Below are 22,244 nucleotides of genomic sequence, written 5' to 3' on the forward strand. Positions count from 1 at the left end.
GACAGGGTTGTCCGGAGTATCAGGAACGTCCGGACGATCCGGGGTATCAGCAACAATCGCCGCAGCGGGCGCGTTGCCGCCATTGTCCGGATCGCCGGCCAGACGCTCCAGGGGAATTTCGGGGATACCGTTGAAGCCTGCGGTGGGAAAACCGATGGTCGGATCGACCCGCCCGGCCACTTCCTCCAGCAGCACAAAATTATGACCGCCACCCAATGCGCCGCCGGGCGCACCCGGTGTGCCCGGACCTGCCGCAGTCGCTTCAGCGGTTTGGGTCGGGTCATCGCCGGCAGCGATGGCTTTTTGCAGTTGCTCAACATCGGTCAATTGCGCCTGACTCGGCGTGGTCGCCTCAGTGGTGTCCACATGCGGCGCGTGATCCGCGAGCAACTGAGGATTCATTTGCAGACTGCTGCCACGCCCGAGCGTCAGTTCCTGGCCATTTTGCAGATGCACCGCCACCGCGCCTTCGGCACCGGTGATCAGTTGATCGCCGGTATACAGGCGATCCCCCTCGATCAGTACACGCCGGGTGCCGTCGCTCCCCTGGGCGAATACCTGACCAATGACCTTACTGACGATACCGATGAGCGTAGCCATGTGCACTTCCTCCGCTGCCAACCGCTGTCGGCATCCTGTTGTTTGCGAAGAACGTGCTCATGGGTCAAGCGGATAGCCAGCGAACATCTACCGGGCAGCGGCGGGTCAACACCAAGCCGCTGTCCTGGCGACTCTCTCGCCAAGCGTGTCGCTCACGGGCGCGGTGTCCGGTTCGGGAAAAAAAACCCTCTGCAATCAAAGGCATCGGGCTCCTGTTCGGCAACACCTCGTCCAGTGAGTGATGCGTAACGGTTCTGAATCAATCAAGTGACAAAAAACCGTCACTAAAAAAACCGTTTCGCGTCCCTCCCCTCCAGCACTTCTACGCCCTATATCGATAAGTGGGTAGAACATTCCATTGACCCTTTTGAGCGCCCTAACGCTCACAAATCAAGGGCTTTCGACTTGAACAATGTGCTGGATTTTGCAGAGCGCATAAGTTTTTTTTGGCATAACCCTTATGAGAAATCCTTCTTAGGTTTCTCCCAGAATGTTCTTAGCTCTGTTGTTACAGGCATGAAACGGTTTTACCTATAAATGTCGTCAATAAATTGGCGACCAATAAGCACCATTAGGACTCAGGGAGATGTACCCATGCGCCGATTGAACCCTATCTGCAGCGCGATTTTATTGGCCATGGCCTGTAGTTCTCAGGCTCAGGCCATGTCACTGACCGAGGCGATCCAGAGCACTATTGCAACCCACCCGGAACTGGCGTCGCGGGTGGACAGCCGTCTGTCGGCGGATGAAGACGTGAAAGTCGCCAAGGGTGGCTTTTATCCATCCGTGGATCTGAATGCCTCGTACGGGCGCGGGTACAGCGATAACACCAACACCCGGGCCTTGGGCAATCACCACACGGAAATCCTCAACTACACCCAATCGGAACTGCGCCTGCGGCAGATGCTCTTCGACGGTTTCAACACGGCCAACGAAGTCGAGCGCACCAAAGGCGTGGTCAACTCCCGGGCCTATTACGCTCAGGGCACCGCTCAGGACCTGGCCCTGCGCACCATCGAGGTCTACCTCGACGTGCTCAAGCGCCGCGAATTGGTGACCCTGGCCAAGAACAACCTGCAAGCCCACCTGCGGGTCAACGACCAGATCGGCCTGCGTACCCAGCGCGGCATCGGCAGCAACGCCGACGCCGATCAATCCGTGGCACGTCGGGCACTTGCGGAGAACAACCTCGACACCGCCGAAGTCGATCTGGCCGATGCCGAAGCAAATTTCTACGCCGTCACCGGGCGCTTGCCCGATGAACTGGAAACCCTGCCGTCGATTCGCGGCGAACTGCCGGCCACGATCCAGGATGCCCAACAGAGCATGGTCGACAACAACCCGTACCTGAAATCGGCCCAGGCTGACGTGCAATCGGCCGAGAGCCAGTACGAAGTTGCCAAGTCACCGTTCTACCCGCGCTTCGACGCTGAAGCGGCGGTGGGCGCAAACAACAACATCGCCGGTGAAGAAGGCCACGACAACGAATGGCGCGTCGGCGTCGTGATGAACTACAACCTGTTCCGTGGCGGCAGCGACAAGGCACGGCTGGCGTCTGACGCGCACAAGATCAACCAGGCCATGGACATCCGCAACAACGCCCTGCGCCAGCTCAACGAGAACATTCACCTGGCCTGGAACGCCATGGTCAACGCGAAAAAACAAACCCCGACCGCCCGCGAATACGCTGAAACCACCACCCGCGTTCGGGCGGCATATCAGGACCAGTTCGGCCTTGGCCAACGGACCCTGCTCGACGTGCTCGACAGTGAAAATGAACTCTACAACGCCAACCGCCGCTACACCGAAGTGCGCTACACCGAGGAATACTCGATGTACCGCGTGCTGGCGAACATGGGCCAGTTACTGAGCAAACAACGGGTGGTGCTGCCCGCCGATGCAATCGCCCGGACCGAAGTGAAAAACGAAGCCCGTCTGCCTGAATTGAAGTAGTGCACTGGAGCGATCAATGTGACCAGCATGGAACCCGGCAACAATGGTGTCGATCCGCGGCTGAGCTTCGATGACCCGCTTCTGGACGGGCTGCTGATTCTCTGCAAACTTCATGGCGCGACGGTCAGTCGCGCCAGCCTGAGTGCCGGGCTGCCAATGGCACACCAACGCCTGAGCCTGGACCTGCTGCCGCGCGCAGCGGCCCGGGCCAGTTTGCAGGCGCGTTTGCTTCGCCGCGAACTGGACGACATTTCCGCGCTCAACCTGCCCGTGATGCTGATCCTCAACAACGGCCGCACCGCCATCCTGCGTCGCTTCGGCGATGACGGCCGCTTGCTGATTCTGCCGAGCGAAGCCGACGGCGGCGAGCAATGGGTCAGCCGTGAAGAGTTGGCCGAAAACTACAGCGGCCAAGCCTTGTTCGCCCGGCCACGGCATGAACTCGAAGACCTGCGCTCGCCGCTGGTGCCGCGTGTGGAGGCGTGGTTTCGCGACACTTTGAAGCTGTCGAAATGGCTGTACAGCGATGCGATCCTGGCGAGTTTCCTGATCAACCTGCTGGGGCTGATGGTGCCGCTGTTCGTCATGCAAACCTACGACCGGGTGGTGCCGAACCAGGCCACGTCGACCCTGTGGGTGTTGTCCATCGGTTTGCTGATCGGCACCGGTTTCGAGCTGGCATTGCGGGTAGTCCGCGCGCATTTGCTGGACACCGCCGGGAAGAAAACCGACGTGATCCTGTCCGCCACGCTGTTCGAACGCATCACCGGCATGTCGATGAAAGCGCGCCCGGCGACCATCGGTGGTTTCGCCCAAAGCATTCATGACTTCCAGGGCCTGCGCGAATTCCTCACCGCCGTAACCCTGACCAGCCTGATCGACCTGCCCTTCGCCGTGCTGATGCTGGTGGTGATCGGCCTGCTCGGTGGCTGGCTGGTGATCATTCCGTTGCTGGCGTTTCCGATCACCATCCTGTTCGCGATGGTGATTCAGGTGCGGCTGCGCGACACCGTGCAAAAAAGCCTGACCCTCGGTGCCGAACGCCAGGCCCTGCTGATCGAAACCCTCGGCGGCCTGGAAACCCTCAAGGCTTGCAGCGCCGAAAGTGAACGCCAGCACAAATGGGAAAGCACCCACGGCGCCCTCACCCGCCTCGACAGCCATGCGCGCAACCTGTCGGCGCTGGCCACCAACGGCACTTTATTCATCCAGCAGTTCTCCGGCATGGCGACCATCGTCGCCGGGGTCTACAGCATCATCGCCGGCAACCTCAGCGTCGGCGCACTGGTGGCGACCTACATGCTCGGCAGCCGCGTGCTCGCGCCGTTGGGGCAGATCGCCGGGCTGATCACGCGCTATCAGCAAGCGCAACTGACGATGAAAAGCACCGATGCGCTGATGGGCCTGCCGCAAGAGCGCGACGCCAAACAGCGACCGCTGGAACGCACGCAACTGCAAGGCGCCCTCGACGTCAGCGGCGTGACCTTTCACTACAACGGCCAGAATGCGCCCGCACTGGCCAACATCAGTTTCAGCCTGAAACCCGGTGAACGGGTCGGCATCATCGGGCGCAGCGGTTCGGGCAAAAGCACCCTGGGGCGACTGCTGATGGGTTTCTACGAACCGGAAGAAGGCCAGTTGTTGCTCGATGGCCTGGACCTGCGGCAACTGGACGTTGCCGACCTGCGCCAACAGATCGGTTACGTTGCCCATGACCTGCCGCTGCTGGCCGGCAGCCTGCGCGACAACCTGACCCTCGGCGCGCGTTACATCAGCGATTCGCGGATGCTGGAAGTGGCGGAACTGACCGGTGTGACCGAACTCGCACGTCAACATCCGCAAGGGTTTGACCGGCCGGTCGGCGAACGCGGGCAATTGCTGTCGGGCGGTCAACGTCAGGCGGTGTTGCTGGCCCGCGCCTTGTTGCTCGACCCGCCGATCATGCTGCTCGACGAACCCACCAGCGCCATGGACAACAGCAGCGAAGATGTCCTGCGGCAAAAACTCCACGGTTGGGTCCAGGGCAAAACCTTGCTGCTGGTGACTCACCGCACCTCGATGCTGAGCCTGGTGGATCGGCTGGTGGTGCTGGACAACGGGAGGATCGTCGCCGACGGTCCGAAAGAAGCGGTCATCGATGCACTGCGCAAGGGCCGCGTCGGCTCTGCGGCCGTCTAGGAGTCCGCCATGCCTAATTCCCTGCCTGTAACGTCGAAGACACGCGGGTACTTCGACAGCTTCACTAAAAGTGCCGAAAGCGAGTTCATGCCGGAAACGGCCGGCGCCTCATTGCAGGATTCCCCGCGCTGGTCTCGGATCACCGTGTGGCTCGCCGCTGCGTTGATCATCAGTGCGGTGGTCTGGGCCAAGTTCGCCGTGTTGCAGGAAGTCACCATGGGCGAAGGCAAGGCGATTCCGTCGAGCAAGGTGCAGGTGATCCAGAACCTCGAGGGCGGCATCGTCACCGAGATTTTCGTGCGCGAAGGGCAAATGGTGAACAAGGGCGACACCCTGCTGCGCCTGGATGACACGCGCTTTCTGTCGAACAAGGGAGAAAGCGAGGCCGATCGTTATGCGTTGACCGCGCAGGTCGAACGCCTGTCCGCCGAGGCCGAGGGACGGCCGTTCAAGTTGTCGCCGGAGGTGATCGCCAAGGCCCCGCAAGTCGCCGAAGACGAGCGCTCGCTGTACGAACAACGGCAACGTCGCCTGGCCAGCGAGCAACGCACGCTGACCGAACAACTGCGGCAGAAAACCCAGGAACTGGCGGAGTTCCGCTCGAAACAGGGGCAATACAGTTCCAGCCTGGCACTGCTGCAACAGGAGATGAACATGTCTGCGCCGCTGGTGGGCACCGGCGCGGTGTCGCCGGTGGAAATCCTGCGGCTCAAACGCAGCGCGGTGGAGATTCGCGGTTCGCTGAATGCCACGACGCTGGCGATTCCTCGCGCCGAATCGGCGATCAACGAGATCAAAAGCAAGATCGACGAATCGGAACAATCCTTCCGCTCGGACGCGGCGAAAGAGCTGAATGAAAAACGCACCGACCTGTCGAAAATCACCGCGTCGAGCATCGCCATCGACGACCGCGTGAGCCGCACGACGGTGGTCTCGCCGGTGCACGGGATTATCAAAGTGCTGAAGGTCAACACCATCGGCGGCGTGGTCCAGCCGGGCAGCGACATGGTGGAAATCGTGCCCATCGAAGACAACCTGCTGATCGAAGCCAAGGTGCGGCCGCAGGACGTGGCGTTCCTGCATCCGGGGCAGAAAGCGATGGTCAAGTTCAGTGCGTATGACTACACGATTTATGGTGGGTTGAGTGCCAAGCTTGAGCTGATCGGGGCAGACACGATTACCGATGACAAGGGCAACAGTTTTTATCTGATTCAGGTGCGGACCGATAAGAACCACTTGGGTGGGGATGTGAAACCGCTGCTGATCATTCCGGGGATGGTGGCCACGGTGGACATCATCACGGGTGAGAAAAGTGTGCTGGATTACTTGCTGAAGCCGGTGCTTAAAGCGCGGACGGAGGCGATGCGGGAAAGGTAGTCAACATTCGAAGTTGTCGGTGATTGTTCGGCCGTCTTCGCGGGCAAGCACGCTCCCACAGGTTTTTGGGGTGTTCACATAATTTGTGTACGACGAAAATCCCTGTGGGAGCGGGCTTGCCCGCGAAGGGGCCAGCACGAACAACAATTATTTTGGCCCATGATTACGCTGGAAAACCTCCTCCCCCATCGCCGCAATCTGCGCTTCGATCAACGCCTCGAACGGTTTCAACAACGGCTCGAAACTGACAGGTGCTTCCAACGCCTGTAACGCCTGCACAATCGCCTCCACCGTCGACAACGCACCCGGCCCCGGCGCCTTGCGCAAGCGATACCGCGACACACCGCCCTCCACCAAGGTCACGCGGGGCAACGCCGCCAGCAACGGATTGAGGTGCAGCATTTTGCGCGCCTTGCGCCAGGTGCCGTCCGGAACCACCAACAGCAGCGGTTGATCATTCGCGGTATAAGCCTGCAACGGCTGCGCCTCCTCCGCCGGAAACAACAACCGAGCTTGATAGCCTGGCTGATTCAACAGCGCCGGCAAATCCTCGAACACCTCACCCACAATCAACTCGGCATTGTTCAAGCCCAACGCCGCCAGCCGCGCCGTGTTCAGCGCGTGGTTCACTTCGCTCGGATGCTGCAACAGCAACACCCGAGTGCGGCTGTCGAGGCTCGGGATCAGTGGGCACAGGCAGTGGGTTTGCGGACGCAGGCAGCGCGGGCATTGGATTCTGGACATGTTCTCAAGCCTGATTGAGTTGTGCTTTGAGCAGATCGCGGAAGGTCTGGATCAACGGTTCGCGGCTGCGGCCCCGGCGCATGATCATCGAGAACGGCGCCTGGTAACCGAAGGTCGCCGGCAGCAACACGCGCAAATCACCCTTGTCGGCCCAGGCCTGGGCGTAATGCTCCGGCAGGTAACCGATGTAGGCGCCGGACAGCACCAGAATCAGTTGCGCCTCCATACTTTCCACGGTCGCGGCACTGTGCTTGAAGCCGTGGCGCGCCAGTTCGGCCTGGCTCCAATAGCCACGGCCGACCATGCGCTGCTGGGTGATGACTTGCTCGGGGATGCGCCGCTCGGTGAACAACGGATGGCGGCTGCTGCAATACAGCCAGTGCTGTTCGCGGTACAACGGCATGTAGACCAGCCCGCTCATGCGCGTGGAAAACGCGCCGATGGCGAGGTCGAGGCGATTGTCCTGTACGCCGAGTTGCAGCTCGTACGGGCTCATCACCGACAAGTGCAAATGCACGGCCGGGTGTTCCTGGCTGTAGGCGCCGATGGCTTCGGCGAACGGCAAGGCTTTGTCGCTGACGGTGGAGTCGATGACGCCAAGGTTCAGCGTACCGCGCAACTCGCCCTTCAGCGCCGCCGCGTATTGCTCGAAGCCTTCGAGTTCGCCGAGCAGGCGCAGGGTTTCCTGATGGAACAGCTCGCCTTTGCTGGTCAGGCTGAACCCGCCACGCCCGCGATGGCAGAGCACCAGGCCAAGGGCTGCCTCGAGCTGGCTCATGTAGGTGCTGATCGCCGAGGTTGAGAGGTTGAGCTCTTGCTGTGCGTTGGCGAACCCCTGATGGCGGACTACGCTGACGAAGATGCGCAACAGTTTCAGGTCGGGTAAAGCGTTGGCCATGGGGAGTTCCTGTCGCAAGGTTACGCGCGCTGTCTCGGTAAAAACATTGACCCTGTGGGAGCGGGCTTGCCCGCGAAGGCGGCGTGTCATTCGAATCAATGGTGCCTGATCCACCGCATTCGCGGGCAAGCCCGCTCCCACAGGGTCTGTGGTGATCTTGAAGTCTATCGCCAGCCAAGGCATTAGTTTAGAAAAATCTGAACTAAGTATTTGCCCGTAGCGATTCTTCCCGACCACTACATTTCGCAGAATCAACCCCTAACGGTGCCCGAACCTCCCCGGTGCGGTGCAACCGACATAAATAAAACAACGACGATGAGGCCCTACCCGTGGACAAGATTCTTCACCAACCACTGGGCGGCAACGAAATGCCGCGCTTCGGCGGCATCGCCACCATGCTACGACTGCCGCATGTACCCACCGCTGCCGGCCTGGACGCTGCCTTTATCGGCATCCCGCTGGACATCGGCACTTCCCTGCGCCCCGGCACCCGTTTCGGGCCACGTGAAATCCGCGCTGAATCGGTAATGATTCGCCCGTACAACATGGCCACCGGCGCTGCACCGTTTGACTCGCTGTCGGTTGCCGACATCGGCGACATCGCGATCAACACCTTCAACCTGCTCGACGCCGTGCGGATCATCGAAGAGTCTTACGACAATATCCTTGAACACGATGTGATCCCCCTGACCCTCGGCGGCGACCACACCATCACCCTGCCGATCCTGCGTGCCATCCACAAAAAACACGGCAAGGTCGGCCTGGTGCACATCGACGCGCACGCCGATGTGAATGATCACATGTTCGGCGAGAAAATCGCCCACGGCACCACCTTCCGTCGCGCCGTCGAAGAGGGTCTTCTGGATTGCGACCGCGTGGTGCAAATTGGCCTGCGCGCCCAGGGCTACACCGCCGACGACTTCAACTGGAGCCGCAACCAGGGCTTCCGTGTGGTTCAGGCCGAAGAATGCTGGCACAAATCCCTGGCTCCTTTGATGGCCGAAGTTCGCGAGAAAGTCGGCGGCGGTCCGGTGTACCTGAGCTTCGATATCGACGGTATCGACCCGGCCTGGGCACCTGGCACCGGCACCCCGGAAATCGGCGGCCTGACCACCATTCAGGCGATCGAGATCGTTCGTGGCTGCCAGGGTCTCGACCTGGTCGGTTGCGACCTGGTAGAAGTCTCGCCCGCGTACGACACCTCCGGCAATACCTCGCTGCTGGGCGCCAACCTGCTGTACGAAATGCTCTGCGTACTGCCTGGCGTGGTCCATCGCTGAGGATTGGTCATGAACGAACGTGATCAGGTTTTGCAGGCGGCCGCCGATCTGGTGGCAGCCTTTGCCCGCAATGATCGCGAAGCTTACTTCGGCGCCTTCAGCGCCGATGCCAGCTTCGTCTTCTACACCCTCGAACAGCCTCTGCTGTCGCGCGATGCCTATCAGGCGTTGTGGGACACCTGGCGTGCCGAGGATAGTTTCGAGGTGCTGTCGTGCACCTCGAGCAACGCTTTCGTCAGCCTGCAAGGTGACGTCGCGATTTTCATCCATGACGTCGCCACCGAGCTGCGCATGCAAGGGGAGCAACACTTCAGCCAGGAGCGCGAGACGATTGTTTTCAAGAAACAAGCGTCTGGCCAAAAACAACAAGGCCTATGGCTGGCCTGCCACGAACATTTGTCCGCAATGCCGGAAGGGCTGCCATCCCCTTAGCCAAACAGGTGACGCTCACACACGATGAGCGCGCCTTTATGATCGGAGCAGATCATGAATAACAACAACAACGACCAAAGCCTTACGCACATTGAAACCTACGGGGTCGAACAGATCCCGGACAACGAACGCACCGCAGGCCCGACGGACTTGTTCCGGATGATCTTCGGCGGTTCCAACACCTTTGCCACCGCCGTGCTCGGCAGTTTCCCGGTACTGTTCGGCTTGTCCTTTCAGGCGGGCGTCTGCGCGATTGTGCTGGGCGTGTTGCTGGGTTCGCTGATCCTCGCGCCCATGGGCCTGTTCGGCCCGATCAATGGCACCAACAACGCCGTGTCTTCCGGTGCGCACTTCGGCGTGCACGGGCGGATCGTCGGTTCGTTTCTGTCACTGTTGACCGCCATCGCTTTCTTCTCGCTCTCGGTGTGGAGTTCGGGTGATGCGCTGATCGGTGGGGCGAAACGCCTGATCGGCCTGCCGGAAACCGACCTGACCCTGGGCCTGGCCTACGGTCTGTTCGCGATCCTGGTGCTGACCGTGTGCATCTACGGTTTCCGTTTCCTGCTGTGGGTCAACAAGATCGCGGTGTGGAGCGCCAGCCTCCTGTTCCTGCTGGGCATCTTCGCCTTCGCCGGTCCTTTCGATGTGAACTACGCCGGCACCGTGAGCATGGGTCAACCCGGCTTCTGGGCAGCCTTTATCGGCGCCGCGCTGGTGGCGATGAGCAACCCGATTTCCTTCGGCGCGTTCCTCGGTGACTGGTCGCGTTACATCCCGCGTGAAACCTCCAAGCGCCGGATCATGGCCGCGGTGGTGATCTCGCAGATCGCAACGTTCATCCCGTTCCTGTTCGGCCTCGCCACCGCGACCATCGTCGCGATCAAGGCGCCGGACTACATCGCTGCGAACAACTACGTCGGCGGCCTGCTGGCCGTTTCGCCGAGCTGGTTCTTCCTGCCGGTGTGCCTGATTGCGGTGATCGGCGGCATGTCCACCGGCACCACCTCGCTTTATGGCACCGGGCTGGACATGTCCAGCGTGTTCCCGCGAGTGCTGTCGCGGGTCAAGGCCACCCTGTTGATCGGAGTGATGTCGATTGCCTTTATCTTCATCGGGCGCTTTGCGGCAAACCTGGTGCAGAGCGTGTCGACCTTCGCTGTGCTGATCATCACCTGCACCACCCCGTGGATGGTGATCATGATCATCGGCCTGCTGGTGCGCCGCGGTTTCTACTGCCCGGATGACCTGCAAGTGTTCACCCGCGGCGAGAAAGGCGGTCGTTACTGGTTCACCCACGGCTGGAACTGGCGTGGGCTGGGTGCCTGGATCCCGAGTGCATTGGTCGGTTTGTGCTTTGTGAACCTGCCAGGGCAATTCGTCGGCGTCCTGGGCAATTTGGCCGGTGGCATCGACATCAGCCTGCCGGTGACCCTCGGCCTGGCGTCGCTGGTGTACCTGGCGCTGCTGAGCCTGTTCCCGGAATCGGCAACTGTGTTCGGACCGAATGATCCACGCAGCAAGGGCACGGATTCGCTCGGTAAACCGGCGTTGCGACAAGCCGCCTGATTCAACGCACTCCCCCTGTGGGAGCGGGCTTGCTCGCGAAAGCGATCCGTCAGTCACATCATTATTGAATGTGCCGCCGTCTTCGCGAGCAAGCCCGCTCCCACAAGGGATTGATTTTCGCCTCACCATAAAAAAGACAATCGGAGACACGCCAGAATGGCTTTGGATTTATTCGTCGTACTCATCTACGCCGCCGCGATGCTGATACTCGGCTACTACGGCATGCGCAAGGCCAAGACAAACGAAGACTTTTTGGTCGCCGGTCGTAACCTCGGCCCGAGCCTGTACATGGGCACCATGGCCGCTACCGTTCTGGGCGGCGCATCTACCGTCGGCACCGTACGGCTGGGCTACGTCCATGGCATTTCCGGTTTCTGGCTCTGCGCGGCCCTCGGTTGCGGGATTGTTGCGCTGAACCTGTTCCTCGCCAAACCGCTGCTGAAACTGAAAATCTACACCGTTACCCAGGTGCTGGAAAAACGCTACAACCCGATGGCCCGCACCGCGAGCGCGGTGATCATGCTGGCGTATGCACTGATGATCGGCGTCGTTTCGATCCTGGCCATCGGCACCGTGCTGCAAGTGTTGTTCGACCTGCCGTTCTGGCTATCGATATTGGTCGGCGGTGGCGTGGTGGTGATTTATTCGGCGATCGGCGGCATGTGGTCCCTGACCCTGACTGACATCGTCCAGTTCGTCATCAAGACCGTAGGCCTGATGTTCATCCTGTTGCCAATTTGCCTGTACCGCGTCGGTGGTTGGGATGAGTTGGTGTTGAAACTGCCGGCATCCGCCTTCAGCTTCACCACGATTGGCTGGGACACCATCATCACCTACTTCATGATCTACTTCTTCGGGATCCTGATCGGCCAAGACATCTGGCAGCGTGTGTTCACCGTCAAGAGCGCCAAAGTGGCTCAGGTCGCCGGTACATTCGCAGGTTTCTACTGCATCCTTTATGGACTGGCCTGCGCCCTGATCGGCATGGCTGCTCATGTGCTGATCCCGGACCTGGACAACGTCAACAACGCCTTCGCCGCCATCGTCAAACTGTCCCTGCCGGACGGTATCCGTGGCCTGGTGATCGCTGCCGCACTGGCCGCCATGATGTCCACCGCCAGCGCCGGCCTGCTCGCCGCTGCCACCACCTTGACCGAAGACCTGTTGCCGAAACTGCGCGGCGGCAAACAGTCGAGCCTGGGCATCAACCGCCTGTTCACCTTGCTGACCGGTTTCGTGGTGCTGGGTATCGCACTGGTGGTCAACGACGTGATCAGCGCGCTGACCCTGGCTTACAACCTGTTGGTGGGCGGCATGCTGATCCCGCTGATCGGTGCAATTTTCTGGAAACGCGCAACCACCGCCGGCGCTATCGCCAGCATGGGCATGGGCTTCGCCACTGCGCTGTTGTTCATGATCAAGGACGGTATGGACGCCAACACCCCGATCTACTACAGCCTCGGCGTGGGCCTGGTGAGCTTTGTGCTGGTCAGCTTGCTGTCCCCTCGCCCGGCAGTGGTGGCCAGCGCCGCCTAAGCTGAACATAACGACTTGATGCTTTCTTCGACGGGTGTGACGTCGGTTGCCACACCCGTTTTTTTTCGTCTGGAGAAAACCTTTGATGAAGATTGTTTCTCGCGATCAGTGGTTCGAGGTCAAACAGCTCAGCGACGGCATCCGCCTGATTCACGAGCCGTACATCCGCCCCTTCTACCGCTGCAACCTCTGGCACATTCAGGGCCGTGACAAGGACCTGCTGCTGGACAGCGGCTCCGGGCTGGTGAGCCTGCGCGAGCAACTGCCGTGGATCACCGAGCGGCCGCTGGTGGCCGTGGCCAGTCATTGCCATTTCGACCACATTGCCGGTCATCACGAATTTGCCGAACGCCTGGTGCATCCCGCCGAGGCCGACATCCTTGCGGCACCTGACGGCGAAAACGACTTGAGCCGGGCGTTCGTCGGCGACGACATGTTCGAGGCTCACCCCGATTGCCCGCTGTGTTACGCCGAGTACCGTGTCAAAGCCGCACCGGCCACGGGGATGATTGAGGAAGGTGACGTGCTGGATCTGGGCAATCGCGTGTTGCAGGTGCTGCACACGCCGGGGCATTCACCGGGAGGCATCAGCCTGTACGAAGCCGCGACCGAAACCCTGTTCAGCGGCGACATCATCTATGACGGGCCGCTGATCGAAGACGCCTACCATTCCAACCTCGACGATTACGCGCGCAGTCTGCAACGCTTGCGCGCGTTGCCAATCCGCACGGTGCATGGCGGGCATTTCGGGAGTTTTTCCGGGGAGCATCTGCGCACGATGATTGATGAATGGCAGCGCATGCATGGCTGAGGCCTGCTGTACTCAACCTCAGGGACAACAACAATAACGCCCTCGAAGAACGACCATGAAAAGAGCCGCCGTGCGTGCTGCCGTTCATCAGTACATCAGCCGCTTGCTGGAACGTCAGGATGACTTCGACGATAACGCCAGCCTGGCGGAACTGGGCCTGGATAAAGCGGACATCGAAGACCTGATGTTCCATCTGGAAGATGAACTGGGGTTGACGGCGTTTACCGCTGAGGAAGACCGGATGCTCAGGAGCGCCAGGACGGCGAATGATCTGAGTCGGTTTTTGATGGAGATCGGGCGGCAGTGATTTCCGCCCGGTTTTTGAATTTACGCCTGCTACGCAGCCGAACGCAGCCTTTGGCAGCGGCTACAACACGGCTGCGGTCATCCAGACCTTGACGTTACCGCCGACGCTGCTGGCGTCGGCGCTGTTCGTCGTCAGTGCGAATAGGCACAGGTTGCAGAGGCGGTTCGATCAAACCGAGTGCGACACCCAGGTCATGCAGCCAGTTTTGAATTTTCTCTTTCATGGTGCCCCCTTCAGGGTAGTGCCGAGCGGCTGAAATTCTGTAGCCCCTTCGCACTGATAATAGTCCGAAGTCCTAAGCAATGCTCAGCAAAATCCGCAATGATCTGTTACTGAATTGATCCAAATACCTGACCATTAGTTCAAGCAATCGTCTTGGCCTGAATCGACATCATGGCTAAACCGCCTGCTGCGCCGTTCGACGCCTTGTTGCTCGGTCCGTTCACTGCTGGCCAAGGGCTTTGCGCAAACGGCGGCGCACCCACAGCTCAGCGCTGACAAACGTGATGCCAAGCAGCACCAACACGGCACCGATGACAAAGTTGAGACTCAGCGCCTCACCCAGCAACACCACGCCGAACGTGACGCCGAACAACGGCGTCATGAACGAAAACACCGCGAGATTCGCCGCCAGATACCGGCGCAACAGCCAGAACCACGTCAGGTAGCTGAAAAACGAGACCGCCAGGCCCTGGAACAGCACGCTGGCCACGGCCACGGTAGTCAGGCTGACATGGGTGATCTGGCCGCTGAGCAGCGCGATCAGCAGCAGGCCGACGAAACCGACAATCAATTGGTAGAACAACGTGAGCGTCACCGGTGCCTCCGACAGGCGCGAGGCCCGCACCACCACCGTGGTCGCCCCCCAAGAGGCGCCGGCCAGCACGCCCAGCGCATCACCCATCAACATGCGGTGATCGAGGTTGTCCCAGGACACCCCACCGGCAAACGCGATGGCAATCCCGACAAACGCCAGGAAAATCCCCAACCATTGCACCGGTCTCAAACGCTCGCTCGGCAACAGCCAGTGCACACCCAACGCGGTGAAGATCGGCGCGGTGTAGAGGAACACCGACATGTGTGCGGCCGTGGTCAGCTGCAAGCCTTCGGAAATGAAGAAAAACTCCAGCCCAAACAGCGCGCCGGCCAGTAGTCCACCACGCCACGTATGGCTGACCTGATCCCAGCCACCCTTCCAGCAGATCAGTAATCCTACAAGCAAAGAAGAAATGCCCGACCGAGCGGCCGCCTGCATGACCGGCGCGATATCCGGCGCCGCCCACTTGATCATCACTTGCTGCACGCCCCAGATCAGGCACAACCCGATCATCACTTGCAGGGCAAACCCATCGGCGCTACGCCGGGTGGCGCTCACCGGAACACCTCGACAACACAATCCATGACAGTGACTCACAGTAAAAAGCAAAGCCCCGACTCAGGGCCGGGGCAAAAAACAGTCTGTCGATTATTAACCAGGTGGCCTGAAAAAGTAGCCTGCGCAAGACCTTCAAATCCCCACGGACGTCATCTTGCGCGACGCCCAATAGCCGACCGTGCAAGCGACAGCGGTCGCCAGGGTGCCCCACGCCATGTCCATCAATGCCAACTGCGCCGACCACCCGTGCAGCGTCGCCCAGTTGCTGAGGTCATACGTGCCGTAAGCCACCAGCCCCAACAATGCACCCAGGCGTGCGGCACGCGGCCAGGTACTCGCCGGCAACACCACAAACACCACACAACCGACGGTATAGAGCAGATAGAACACCGCTGCCGGGGCCAGCAGCGGTTGGTCAAGCATCAACGTCCCAAGCAGCCCCCGATAGGTCGGGGCCATCAGCACGCCGAGCCAGAGCCCGTCGAGCACAAGAAACGCCAGCAAGGTGCCAACGTAGGCGAACAGCGCATTTTTCATAGCAGGCCAACCCCATGTCATCGACCTACATGGGGCCGGTGCGAAATCAGCTTAGTTCAATGCGATCGGCATGAATGACGATTTGGCCGTTCTTGTACAACGCACCGATGGCCTTCTTGAAGTTGCCCTTGCTGACACCGAACATGCTGGTAATCACCGTCGGGTCGCTCTTGTCGCTCACCGGCAGCGTGCCGTTGTTGTCGCGCAACTTGGCGAGGATCTTCGAGTTCAGGCTGGTGGCGGCTTCTTCGCCCACCGGTTGCAGGCTCAGGCTGATCTTGCCGTCGGCACGGACTTCTTTGATAAAGCCCTTCTCTTCCTTACCGGCACGCATGAACTTGAAGATTTCATTCTTGTGGATCAAGCCCCAGTGCTTGTTGTTGATGATTGCCTTGAAGCCCATATCGGTCGCTTCGGCAACCAGCAGATCAACTTCCTGGCCCGGGGTGTAGTTGGCCGCAGTCTTGTCCAGATAGCGGTCCAGACGCGCCGTCGCGGTGATGCGACGGGTGTGCTTGTCGAGGTAGACGTGCACCACGACGTACTCGCCAGCGGTCATCTGACGTTTTTCTTCGGAATACGGCAGCAACAGATCTTTCGGCAGGCCCCAATCCAGGAAGACACCGATGCTGTTGACTTCAACGACTTTCAAACTGGCGAATTCACCGACCTGAACTTTCGGCTTTTCGGTAGTTGCGATGAGTTTGTCATCGCTGTCCAGATAAATAAAAACGTTGAGCCAGTCTTCATCTTCGCTGGGAATATCTTTGGGAATGTAACGATTAGGCAGAAGGATTTCGCCGTCCGCGCCACCGTCCAGATATAAACCGAAGTTAGTGTGTTTAACCACTTGCAAACTGTTGTAACGCCCGACTAAAGCCATGTCCAATACCCTCATTGCGTGGGCGGCATTCTACCCGTTTTTGCCGGCCGCGTTCGGCGGCCGGCCCGGTGGCGCGAGAAAATCCTCTGAAGGCCTTAATTTTTCTGGGTTTTGTCGCGCACGGCTGGCCACTCGTCAGAACAGCCCAAGCACTTTCGCCCCCTCCAGCCAGGCAAAAGCCCATGTCCACCCACCCATGTTCTTAGTTAAAACAGCAGCTTAGGGGAATATTTCGAATAATAACTTGCGATTATTCCAGTTTCCGTGATGTGTATTTCAGGGGGATATTTGCCAAGCAATTGTCAAGTATTTCCTGTACGATGCGTGGCCAAGTTAATTTCTACAGGTTAATGGCCGCCATGCGTGTAAAAGCATCCAACAGCAAAGCAAAGCCAGCTCCAGCCGTTGAAACCAGCGAATCAATCAACAACCAGATTGCTGCGTTCCTCAAGTCTGGCGGCGAGATCCAGCAAATTGCCAAAGGCGTCAGCGGCCAGACGTTCGGCCCGTCCAAGCAGATCACGCTCGGCAAGAAGTAATATTCCACCGCGTTAACTGGTCCCTAAGCGCTTTGAGCTTCGAAGCGCTTGGACTGGAACCCTCCCGCAACACCCCGCCAAACACACCAATATTTCAAAAATCGACGAACGGCCCTCGATGCCGAGCATTCGCCGGTATGCTTGCACACGTCTAGATCAAGCGTTTCAGCAGTTTTTGTTTCTGCTCCTCGCGGTCATGGAGTGACGCATGCTCAAACTCTCTCTTTTCTTGCTGGGCAACCTGCTTTTCTGCTCGGTCGCCAACGCGCAAGTTTTCCAGCGTGAGCTGGGCGACTTCGACCTCAAGCTCGGCACCACCCCCAGCCGCAGCATGGCCCAGGGGCTGGTCAAACCTTCGACCACCGGCTCTTTCCACGGCGGGCTCGACCTGAGCCACGCCAGCGGCTTTTACTTCGGGCAGTGGTCTCCGAGCATGGGGTTGAGTCCGGGGAACAACCTTGAAGTGGATTCCTACATGGGTTTTAAACAGCCCTTCGATCAAACCCTCGGTTACGAAGTCGGCATGATCCATTACAGCTACCCGAAAGTGGACACGCTCAACACCCAGGAACTCTTCGGTGGCCTGACTCTGCTGGGCAGTCGTTTCGGCGCAGCGTTCAGCAACGATCCGGACAAACAGAACAGCACCGTGTTCGCCGACCTCCGTGGTAATCAGCCGTTCGGCATCGGGATCAGCATGAAATACACCACTCACCAGCTCAACACCCCGGTGTCGGTGGACGGCGGGTACGTAGGCAATTTCACCGACTGGTCGCTGACACTGTCCCGACCATTCATGGGTATCGACCTTGACCTGATCTACAGCGACTCGAGCCTCAGCGGCGGTGACTGCTCCGCCTATTCCGGACACAACAGCCAATGTGACGGCCTGGTCACCCTCAAGGCCGAACGCGCGTTCTATTGATCGGCTGAACTGGCAGGCTCATCCTGCGTTCACATGAGAACCTACGCTTTCGCAAGGACTCGCCCATGTCGCGCTGGTTGAAATGTCTTGCCGTCGTCATCACCCTCAGTCTCGCCCTCGGCGCCTGCAGCCGCGTGGGCCTGGCCTATCGCAACCTCGACGTGATCATTCCGTGGACGCTCAGCGATTACCTGGACATGAATGGCGAACAGAAAGGCTGGTTCCACGAACGCCTGAAGGAACACCTGAGCTGGCACTGCACCACGCAACTGCCGGGCTATCTTGACTGGCTGGACCGTTTGCAGGTGATGGTCGAAACCAACCAGGTTAGCGACGCCGCCCTGCAAACCCGCACCCAGGAAGCCAAACAAGCCATCGCCCAGACCGCCCGGGAAATCACCCCGTCGGCCATCGAATTGTTGCAGGGGCTGGACGACAAGCAAGTCGCTGAAATGAACGAAGCCTTTACCAAGGACCAGCGCAAACGCCAACAGGACTACGTAAAACCGTCGCTCGATCAGCAGATCAAGGAGCGTGGCGAGCGCATGGAAAAACGTCTGGATGACTGGATAGGACCGCTTAGCCCGACCCAAAGACAACGGGTCGTTGCCTGGTCAAATGCATTGGGCGACCAGAACACGCAATGGATTGCCAACCGAGCTCACTGGCAGAAACAGTTCAGCGCGGCAGTTGCGCAGCGCCAGAGTCCAGAATTCCCACAGCGTATAGAGACGCTTCTGGTGAATCGAGAGAGCCTATGGACGCCCGATTACCGCAAGGCTTACGCCAACACCGAAGTTCAGGCGCGCGGGTTATTTGTCGATTTGATGGCCGAGAGCACGCCGACCCAGCGTGAGCGGCTGTTAAAGAAAATCGAAGGAGTGCGCAAAGACTTCAATGATTTGAAGTGCCTGAAAGCAGCGAAGCAGGGATAGTCATCCCCCCTGCAGGAGCTGGCTTGCCAGCGATAAGGCCATAACATCCAACATCCATGTTGACTGAAAGACCGCAATCGCTGGCAAGCCAGCGCCTACAAGGGGTCGTGTGTACGTCAGGCTATCTGCGCTTTGGACGCCACTTCATCAAACGTCACCTCATCCAACGCATCGACCTGCTCATCCAGCACCTGCCGCGGATGGTCATTGCCCGGAATGCTGCTGTCGATCAGGCTCAACAGCCGCGAACCACGCATGGTCAGCATGTAGTTCGAGCCGGTGCCGCCTTGCTCTTCAGGTCGAGGCTCGATATAGCCCCGCGCCAACAGTAACTTTTCATACTCACCGGCCACCGCTTTCAGGTGATCCAGGTTTTCAGTCTGCTCGCCTTCCGCACCTTTTTCTGCCGCGTACTCTTCTGCATAGGGTCGCGGTGTGAAGCTGGGTGCTGCGTTTTGCACTTCGTGCAGCAGGCGTTCAATCAAATCCCAGTTATAAGTCGTCATCCTATCCAACCTCCAAAGCCCGTGAGTGTGATGGCCTTCATAGGTTGTGACCGGCTGCGTCGTCAGCCGTTCAGCCAGGCTGTTTGCCCGTACCGACCGGCGGTATGTCGATTGGAGCGTAGGCCGAACGACTAGGCTGTGTAAGGCCGCTCCCAGCCCCCCGCAGGAGAAAAACCGATGAACATTCAGAACCATCCGCTCGTGTCCCGAGAAGAATGGCTCAGCGCCCGCCGCCAACACCTGGTCCACGAAAAAGCCTTCACCCGGGAACGGGACAAACTCAGCGCCGAGCGGCGTGCACTACCCTGGGTGAAAATCGACAAGGACTATCACTTCCAGGGCCTCAACGGCGAACTGAAACTGGCCGACCTGTTCGGCACTCGTAGCCAACTGGTTGTCTACCACTTCATGTTCGCCCACGGTTGGGACGAAGGCTGCCCCGGTTGCTCTTTCCTGTCCGACCACATCGACGGCGCCAACCAGCACCTGGCGCACCATGACGTCGCCGTCGTGGCGGTTTCCCACGCACCGTTCGCCGAATTCCTGGGGTTCAAGCGACGCATGGGCTGGAAGTTCGACTGGGTCTCGTCAGAAGGCTGCGATTTCAACTACGACTTTGGCGTCACCGCCCGATCAGAGGATGTCGCTGCCGGCAAGGCGACCTACAACTACGAAAAATCTGACAGCGCCGAAGAAGAACTCCCCGGCCTGAGTGTGTTTTATCGCAATGACGCCGGCGAAATCTTTCACACCTATTCCACCTACGCCCGAGGCCTGGACATGCTGGTCGGCGCCTACAACTACCTCGACCTCACGCCCAAGGGGCGCAATGAAGAGGAGATCATGGAATGGGTGAAGCATCACGATAGGTATGAAGACAAGGAGTCTTCGAGCTGCTGCCATTGGGGGTAAATCGCAGCCTTCGCGAGCAAGCTTGCTCCTACAGCGGTCTGGACTGGATGCAGTTCCCGTGAACACCGCAAATCCTGTAGGAGCACCGCGCAGATTTCGCGAGTCGACCTTGGCCAGGTACAGCACCGGCACCAGCACGGTTTCGCCGTCGATGACCCGCTCTTCCATCCAGACGATGTCGTGGGTCAAGGCCGCCACTTGCTGCGAGGTCAGCGTGACGCCGACGCTCAGGTTCAGGGCGTTCTTGCTGCTGATGGCGTTGTCCATCAGGTACTGGAATTGCTCGTAGTCGCTGCTCAGGCCATCGGCGAGGAAGCGCTGGCCGGTCTGGGCGCGCACGGCGTCGGCAATCAGTCGGGTTTCGTAGCGGCCATCGCCCAATCGGCGTGCGGCCTGGTCGGGGTCGTAGCCGAGCTTGCCGATCAAGTAGTCCGAGCTCATGAACGTCGAGAGGTCGACGAGCGAGGGGTTGGTTTCGATCAGGTATTTGTTGGCCGGGTTTCGGCTCTGGGTGAACAGGCCGTAATCGCCTTGAGGCAGGCGGAAACTCGGGAGCGAGGTCGGGTCGATGCCGACGAAGGCTGCGCCGGTAAAATCGACCGGGACAAAGCTGACTTTTACGCTGCCGTCGACAGCGACGGTTTCAATGCGTTTGACGTCCTTCAACGGGCCCGGGCTGCCCACCGGGCTGGCGAGGATTATTTGCTGTCCACCGGCGCCAAAGGCCTGGCTGTCGAGGGTGGCGCCGATGAGTTGGGCGTTCCCCTGGTTGGTGAGGCTGCCGTTGACCAGCTCACCGCTGACGTTCAGTTTCAGCGTGCCACCGGCCTGCACGGTGCCGACATGGGTCGTGTTGTTGCCGGGCATGATGGTGTTGGTGATGTTCTCGATCGGGTATTTCGTCACCTCGATCGGAATCGGCGCCTGATTGGCGAGTGGCTGCCCGGCGTAGTTAGCGTTCCAGGCGTTGGTCGCGGCCTCGGTGACCCGGTAGGTACTCTTGCTGACGCCGCCGAGGAAGGGATAAAAAGAGATAGACCTCAACTTTATTAATAAAGATGTGGACTACTACCGATACATCCGCCTCAAAGAATGTGGTCTGTCCCCGTTATTGAAATTCTTTAATACCCGTACCACTGCCTTCAACTTTAAATATTTGAGCATTGCCTGATGAACTGGCTTTTGCAGGTACAGATGTAACCGTAGCGCCATCCATAATGAACGACTGCTTAATATCGTCTATCGATCCCCCAAAATACTAGAGGGCTGACCCACAAGATTACGCGGTATTCCCGCCTGTGTGGCTAAGTCTTCTCGCAGCCCATCTCGGGCGATAGCTGAAGTCGCAGGTATCTCATCAGCAACTCCTGCTACCCCTTTTGCACCTATTTATTTTTATGGGCTTATGAAAACGTGGTCTGCCCACTATTTTTATCGAAGGGACCAGTCATGTATTGATATAAACTTGATAACTTGTTCTGGCGCATCTTCCAAGGAAGCTCTGTAGTCTGTAACAAAACTAATCCCTGTCAATATGCTTCCACTTTTTCTTAGAAGAAAGTCATCATCCGCATCATTAAACAAAACATCAAACTCCCTTTCTAAGCTCCGGAGATCATCCCCCACGCTGACACTATTAAATCTTCCACGATACCCTTCACCTACGGCAATCCTATAAAGCCTTCCGCTATTTTCGAAGTACAGCGAGACCACCTCATTCATAAATCGATATGAAAATAAAAGCTCATTGCCAAAACCGATTTTTCTCTTAATTCCGACCCAAGAGTTATTCTGAAGGAGAATGTCACGAACAGGTACTTCCGGACCGTACCACTCAACCGCCCCAACTTTTTCGCTAACATTGGAAAACGATTCACCTAAAGAGAATCCTGCTGCTGACATACCTGGAACAAGGTCAGAGTACAAATCAGGGAATAAATTTCTCATAGA

At 58.9% G+C, this 22,244-nt stretch carries 22 protein-coding genes; 13 read left to right on the plus strand and 9 right to left on the minus strand.

Translation table 11 applies throughout. From position 1 onward, the window contains the following. Window positions 1-600, minus strand: a 600-nt coding sequence (locus tag ACI77H_RS11295) for a retention module-containing protein (RefSeq protein ID WP_407011986.1), incomplete at its 3' end; no start/stop codon positions are given. 594 nt (window positions 601-1,194) lie between these two features. On the opposite strand from ACI77H_RS11295, the gene ACI77H_RS11300 reads away from it, so the two are divergent. Genes ACI77H_RS11300 through ACI77H_RS11310 form a run of 3 tightly spaced genes read left to right on the plus strand, consistent with a single transcriptional unit; the run spans window position 1,195 to window position 6,108 of the window. After that, window positions 1,195-2,553, plus strand: a complete 1,359-nt coding sequence (locus ACI77H_RS11300) for a TolC family outer membrane protein (protein ID WP_407011987.1) — start codon at window positions 1,195-1,197, stop codon at window positions 2,551-2,553. An 18-nt stretch (window positions 2,554-2,571) separates the two neighbouring features. Continuing rightward, window positions 2,572-4,731, plus strand: a complete 2,160-nt coding sequence (locus ACI77H_RS11305) for a type I secretion system permease/ATPase (RefSeq protein WP_407011988.1) — start codon at window positions 2,572-2,574, stop codon at window positions 4,729-4,731. Between the two features lie 9 nt (window positions 4,732-4,740). Next, a complete protein-coding gene (locus ACI77H_RS11310) occupies window positions 4,741-6,108 on the plus strand; it encodes an HlyD family type I secretion periplasmic adaptor subunit (protein ID WP_407011989.1) in 1,368 nt (455 codons plus the stop codon). Between the two features lie 147 nt (window positions 6,109-6,255). On the opposite strand, the gene ACI77H_RS11315 is transcribed toward ACI77H_RS11310, so the two are convergent. Further along, complete coding sequence (locus ACI77H_RS11315; protein WP_407011990.1) at window positions 6,256-6,852, minus strand: tRNA-uridine aminocarboxypropyltransferase; 597 nt, start codon at window positions 6,850-6,852, stop codon at window positions 6,256-6,258. A gap of 4 nt (window positions 6,853-6,856) precedes the next feature. Further along, a complete protein-coding gene (locus ACI77H_RS11320) occupies window positions 6,857-7,750 on the minus strand; it encodes a LysR family transcriptional regulator (RefSeq protein ID WP_008034255.1) in 894 nt (297 codons plus the stop codon). 329 nt (window positions 7,751-8,079) lie between these two features. On the opposite strand from ACI77H_RS11320, the gene speB reads away from it, so the two are divergent. From speB to ACI77H_RS11350, 6 genes are all read left to right on the plus strand, one after another. Beyond that, window positions 8,080-9,030 carry an agmatinase gene (speB, locus tag ACI77H_RS11325; protein ID WP_407011991.1) on the plus strand — a complete coding sequence of 317 codons (951 nt, stop codon included), beginning with the start codon at window positions 8,080-8,082 and terminating at the stop codon, window positions 9,028-9,030. Between the two features lie 9 nt (window positions 9,031-9,039). Continuing rightward, complete coding sequence (locus ACI77H_RS11330) at window positions 9,040-9,462, plus strand: YybH family protein (protein WP_407011992.1); 423 nt, start codon at window positions 9,040-9,042, stop codon at window positions 9,460-9,462. A gap of 54 nt (window positions 9,463-9,516) precedes the next feature. Continuing rightward, complete coding sequence (locus tag ACI77H_RS11335; protein WP_407011993.1) at window positions 9,517-11,028, plus strand: purine-cytosine permease family protein; 1,512 nt, start codon at window positions 9,517-9,519, stop codon at window positions 11,026-11,028. A gap of 156 nt (window positions 11,029-11,184) precedes the next feature. Continuing rightward, a complete protein-coding gene (locus ACI77H_RS11340) occupies window positions 11,185-12,564 on the plus strand; it encodes a sodium:solute symporter (RefSeq protein ID WP_407011994.1) in 1,380 nt (459 codons plus the stop codon). Window positions 12,565-12,649: 85 nt separating this feature from the next. After that, window positions 12,650-13,375, plus strand: a complete 726-nt coding sequence (locus ACI77H_RS11345) for an MBL fold metallo-hydrolase (protein ID WP_407011995.1) — start codon at window positions 12,650-12,652, stop codon at window positions 13,373-13,375. 55 nt (window positions 13,376-13,430) lie between these two features. After that, complete coding sequence (locus tag ACI77H_RS11350) at window positions 13,431-13,682, plus strand: acyl carrier protein (protein ID WP_407011996.1); 252 nt, start codon at window positions 13,431-13,433, stop codon at window positions 13,680-13,682. Between the two features lie 94 nt (window positions 13,683-13,776). Here the strand turns inward: ACI77H_RS11350 and ACI77H_RS11355 are convergent, their stop codons facing one another. The 4 genes from ACI77H_RS11355 to ACI77H_RS11370 form a co-directional block, all read right to left on the minus strand. Beyond that, entirely contained in the window at window positions 13,777-13,905 is a 129-nt protein-coding gene (locus ACI77H_RS11355) for a PA1414 family protein (protein ID WP_007914492.1), read from the minus strand. Between the two features lie 219 nt (window positions 13,906-14,124). Continuing rightward, window positions 14,125-15,057 carry a DMT family transporter gene (locus ACI77H_RS11360; protein ID WP_407011997.1) on the minus strand — a complete coding sequence of 311 codons (933 nt, stop codon included), beginning with the start codon at window positions 15,055-15,057 and terminating at the stop codon, window positions 14,125-14,127. 132 nt (window positions 15,058-15,189) lie between these two features. Continuing rightward, complete coding sequence (locus ACI77H_RS11365; RefSeq protein ID WP_407011998.1) at window positions 15,190-15,594, minus strand: DUF2177 family protein; 405 nt, start codon at window positions 15,592-15,594, stop codon at window positions 15,190-15,192. A gap of 46 nt (window positions 15,595-15,640) precedes the next feature. Further along, complete coding sequence (locus tag ACI77H_RS11370) at window positions 15,641-16,477, minus strand: S1 RNA-binding domain-containing protein (RefSeq protein ID WP_407011999.1); 837 nt, start codon at window positions 16,475-16,477, stop codon at window positions 15,641-15,643. A gap of 350 nt (window positions 16,478-16,827) precedes the next feature. Here ACI77H_RS11370 and ACI77H_RS11375 point away from each other — a divergent pair, with 350 nt between their 5' ends. From ACI77H_RS11375 to ACI77H_RS11385, 3 genes are all read left to right on the plus strand, one after another. Beyond that, a complete protein-coding gene (locus ACI77H_RS11375) occupies window positions 16,828-17,016 on the plus strand; it encodes a hypothetical protein (protein WP_017337097.1) in 189 nt (62 codons plus the stop codon). A 208-nt stretch (window positions 17,017-17,224) separates the two neighbouring features. Then, complete coding sequence (locus ACI77H_RS11380; RefSeq protein WP_407012000.1) at window positions 17,225-17,941, plus strand: TorF family putative porin; 717 nt, start codon at window positions 17,225-17,227, stop codon at window positions 17,939-17,941. Between the two features lie 65 nt (window positions 17,942-18,006). Continuing rightward, window positions 18,007-18,876 carry a DUF6279 family lipoprotein gene (locus tag ACI77H_RS11385; RefSeq protein ID WP_407012001.1) on the plus strand — a complete coding sequence of 290 codons (870 nt, stop codon included), beginning with the start codon at window positions 18,007-18,009 and terminating at the stop codon, window positions 18,874-18,876. A gap of 116 nt (window positions 18,877-18,992) precedes the next feature. On the opposite strand, the gene ACI77H_RS11390 is transcribed toward ACI77H_RS11385, so the two are convergent. After that, a complete protein-coding gene (locus tag ACI77H_RS11390) occupies window positions 18,993-19,382 on the minus strand; it encodes a transcriptional regulator (protein ID WP_407012002.1) in 390 nt (129 codons plus the stop codon). Window positions 19,383-19,559: 177 nt separating this feature from the next. On the opposite strand from ACI77H_RS11390, the gene ACI77H_RS11395 reads away from it, so the two are divergent. Then, window positions 19,560-20,294 (plus strand): DUF899 domain-containing protein, encoded by a 735-nt coding sequence (locus tag ACI77H_RS11395; RefSeq protein ID WP_407012003.1) that lies wholly within the window; start codon window positions 19,560-19,562, stop codon window positions 20,292-20,294. A 1,431-nt stretch (window positions 20,295-21,725) separates the two neighbouring features. On the opposite strand, the gene ACI77H_RS11400 is transcribed toward ACI77H_RS11395, so the two are convergent. Beyond that, window positions 21,726-22,241, minus strand: coding sequence for a hypothetical protein (locus ACI77H_RS11400; RefSeq protein WP_407012004.1), 516 nt, complete (start codon window positions 22,239-22,241; stop codon window positions 21,726-21,728). Between the last annotated feature and the right edge of the window lie 3 nt (window positions 22,242-22,244).

Origin of the sequence: Pseudomonas sp. O230 (genome assembly GCF_045447035.1) — a bacterium.
In the GTDB taxonomy this organism is placed as follows: Bacteria; Pseudomonadota; Gammaproteobacteria; order Pseudomonadales; family Pseudomonadaceae; genus Aquipseudomonas.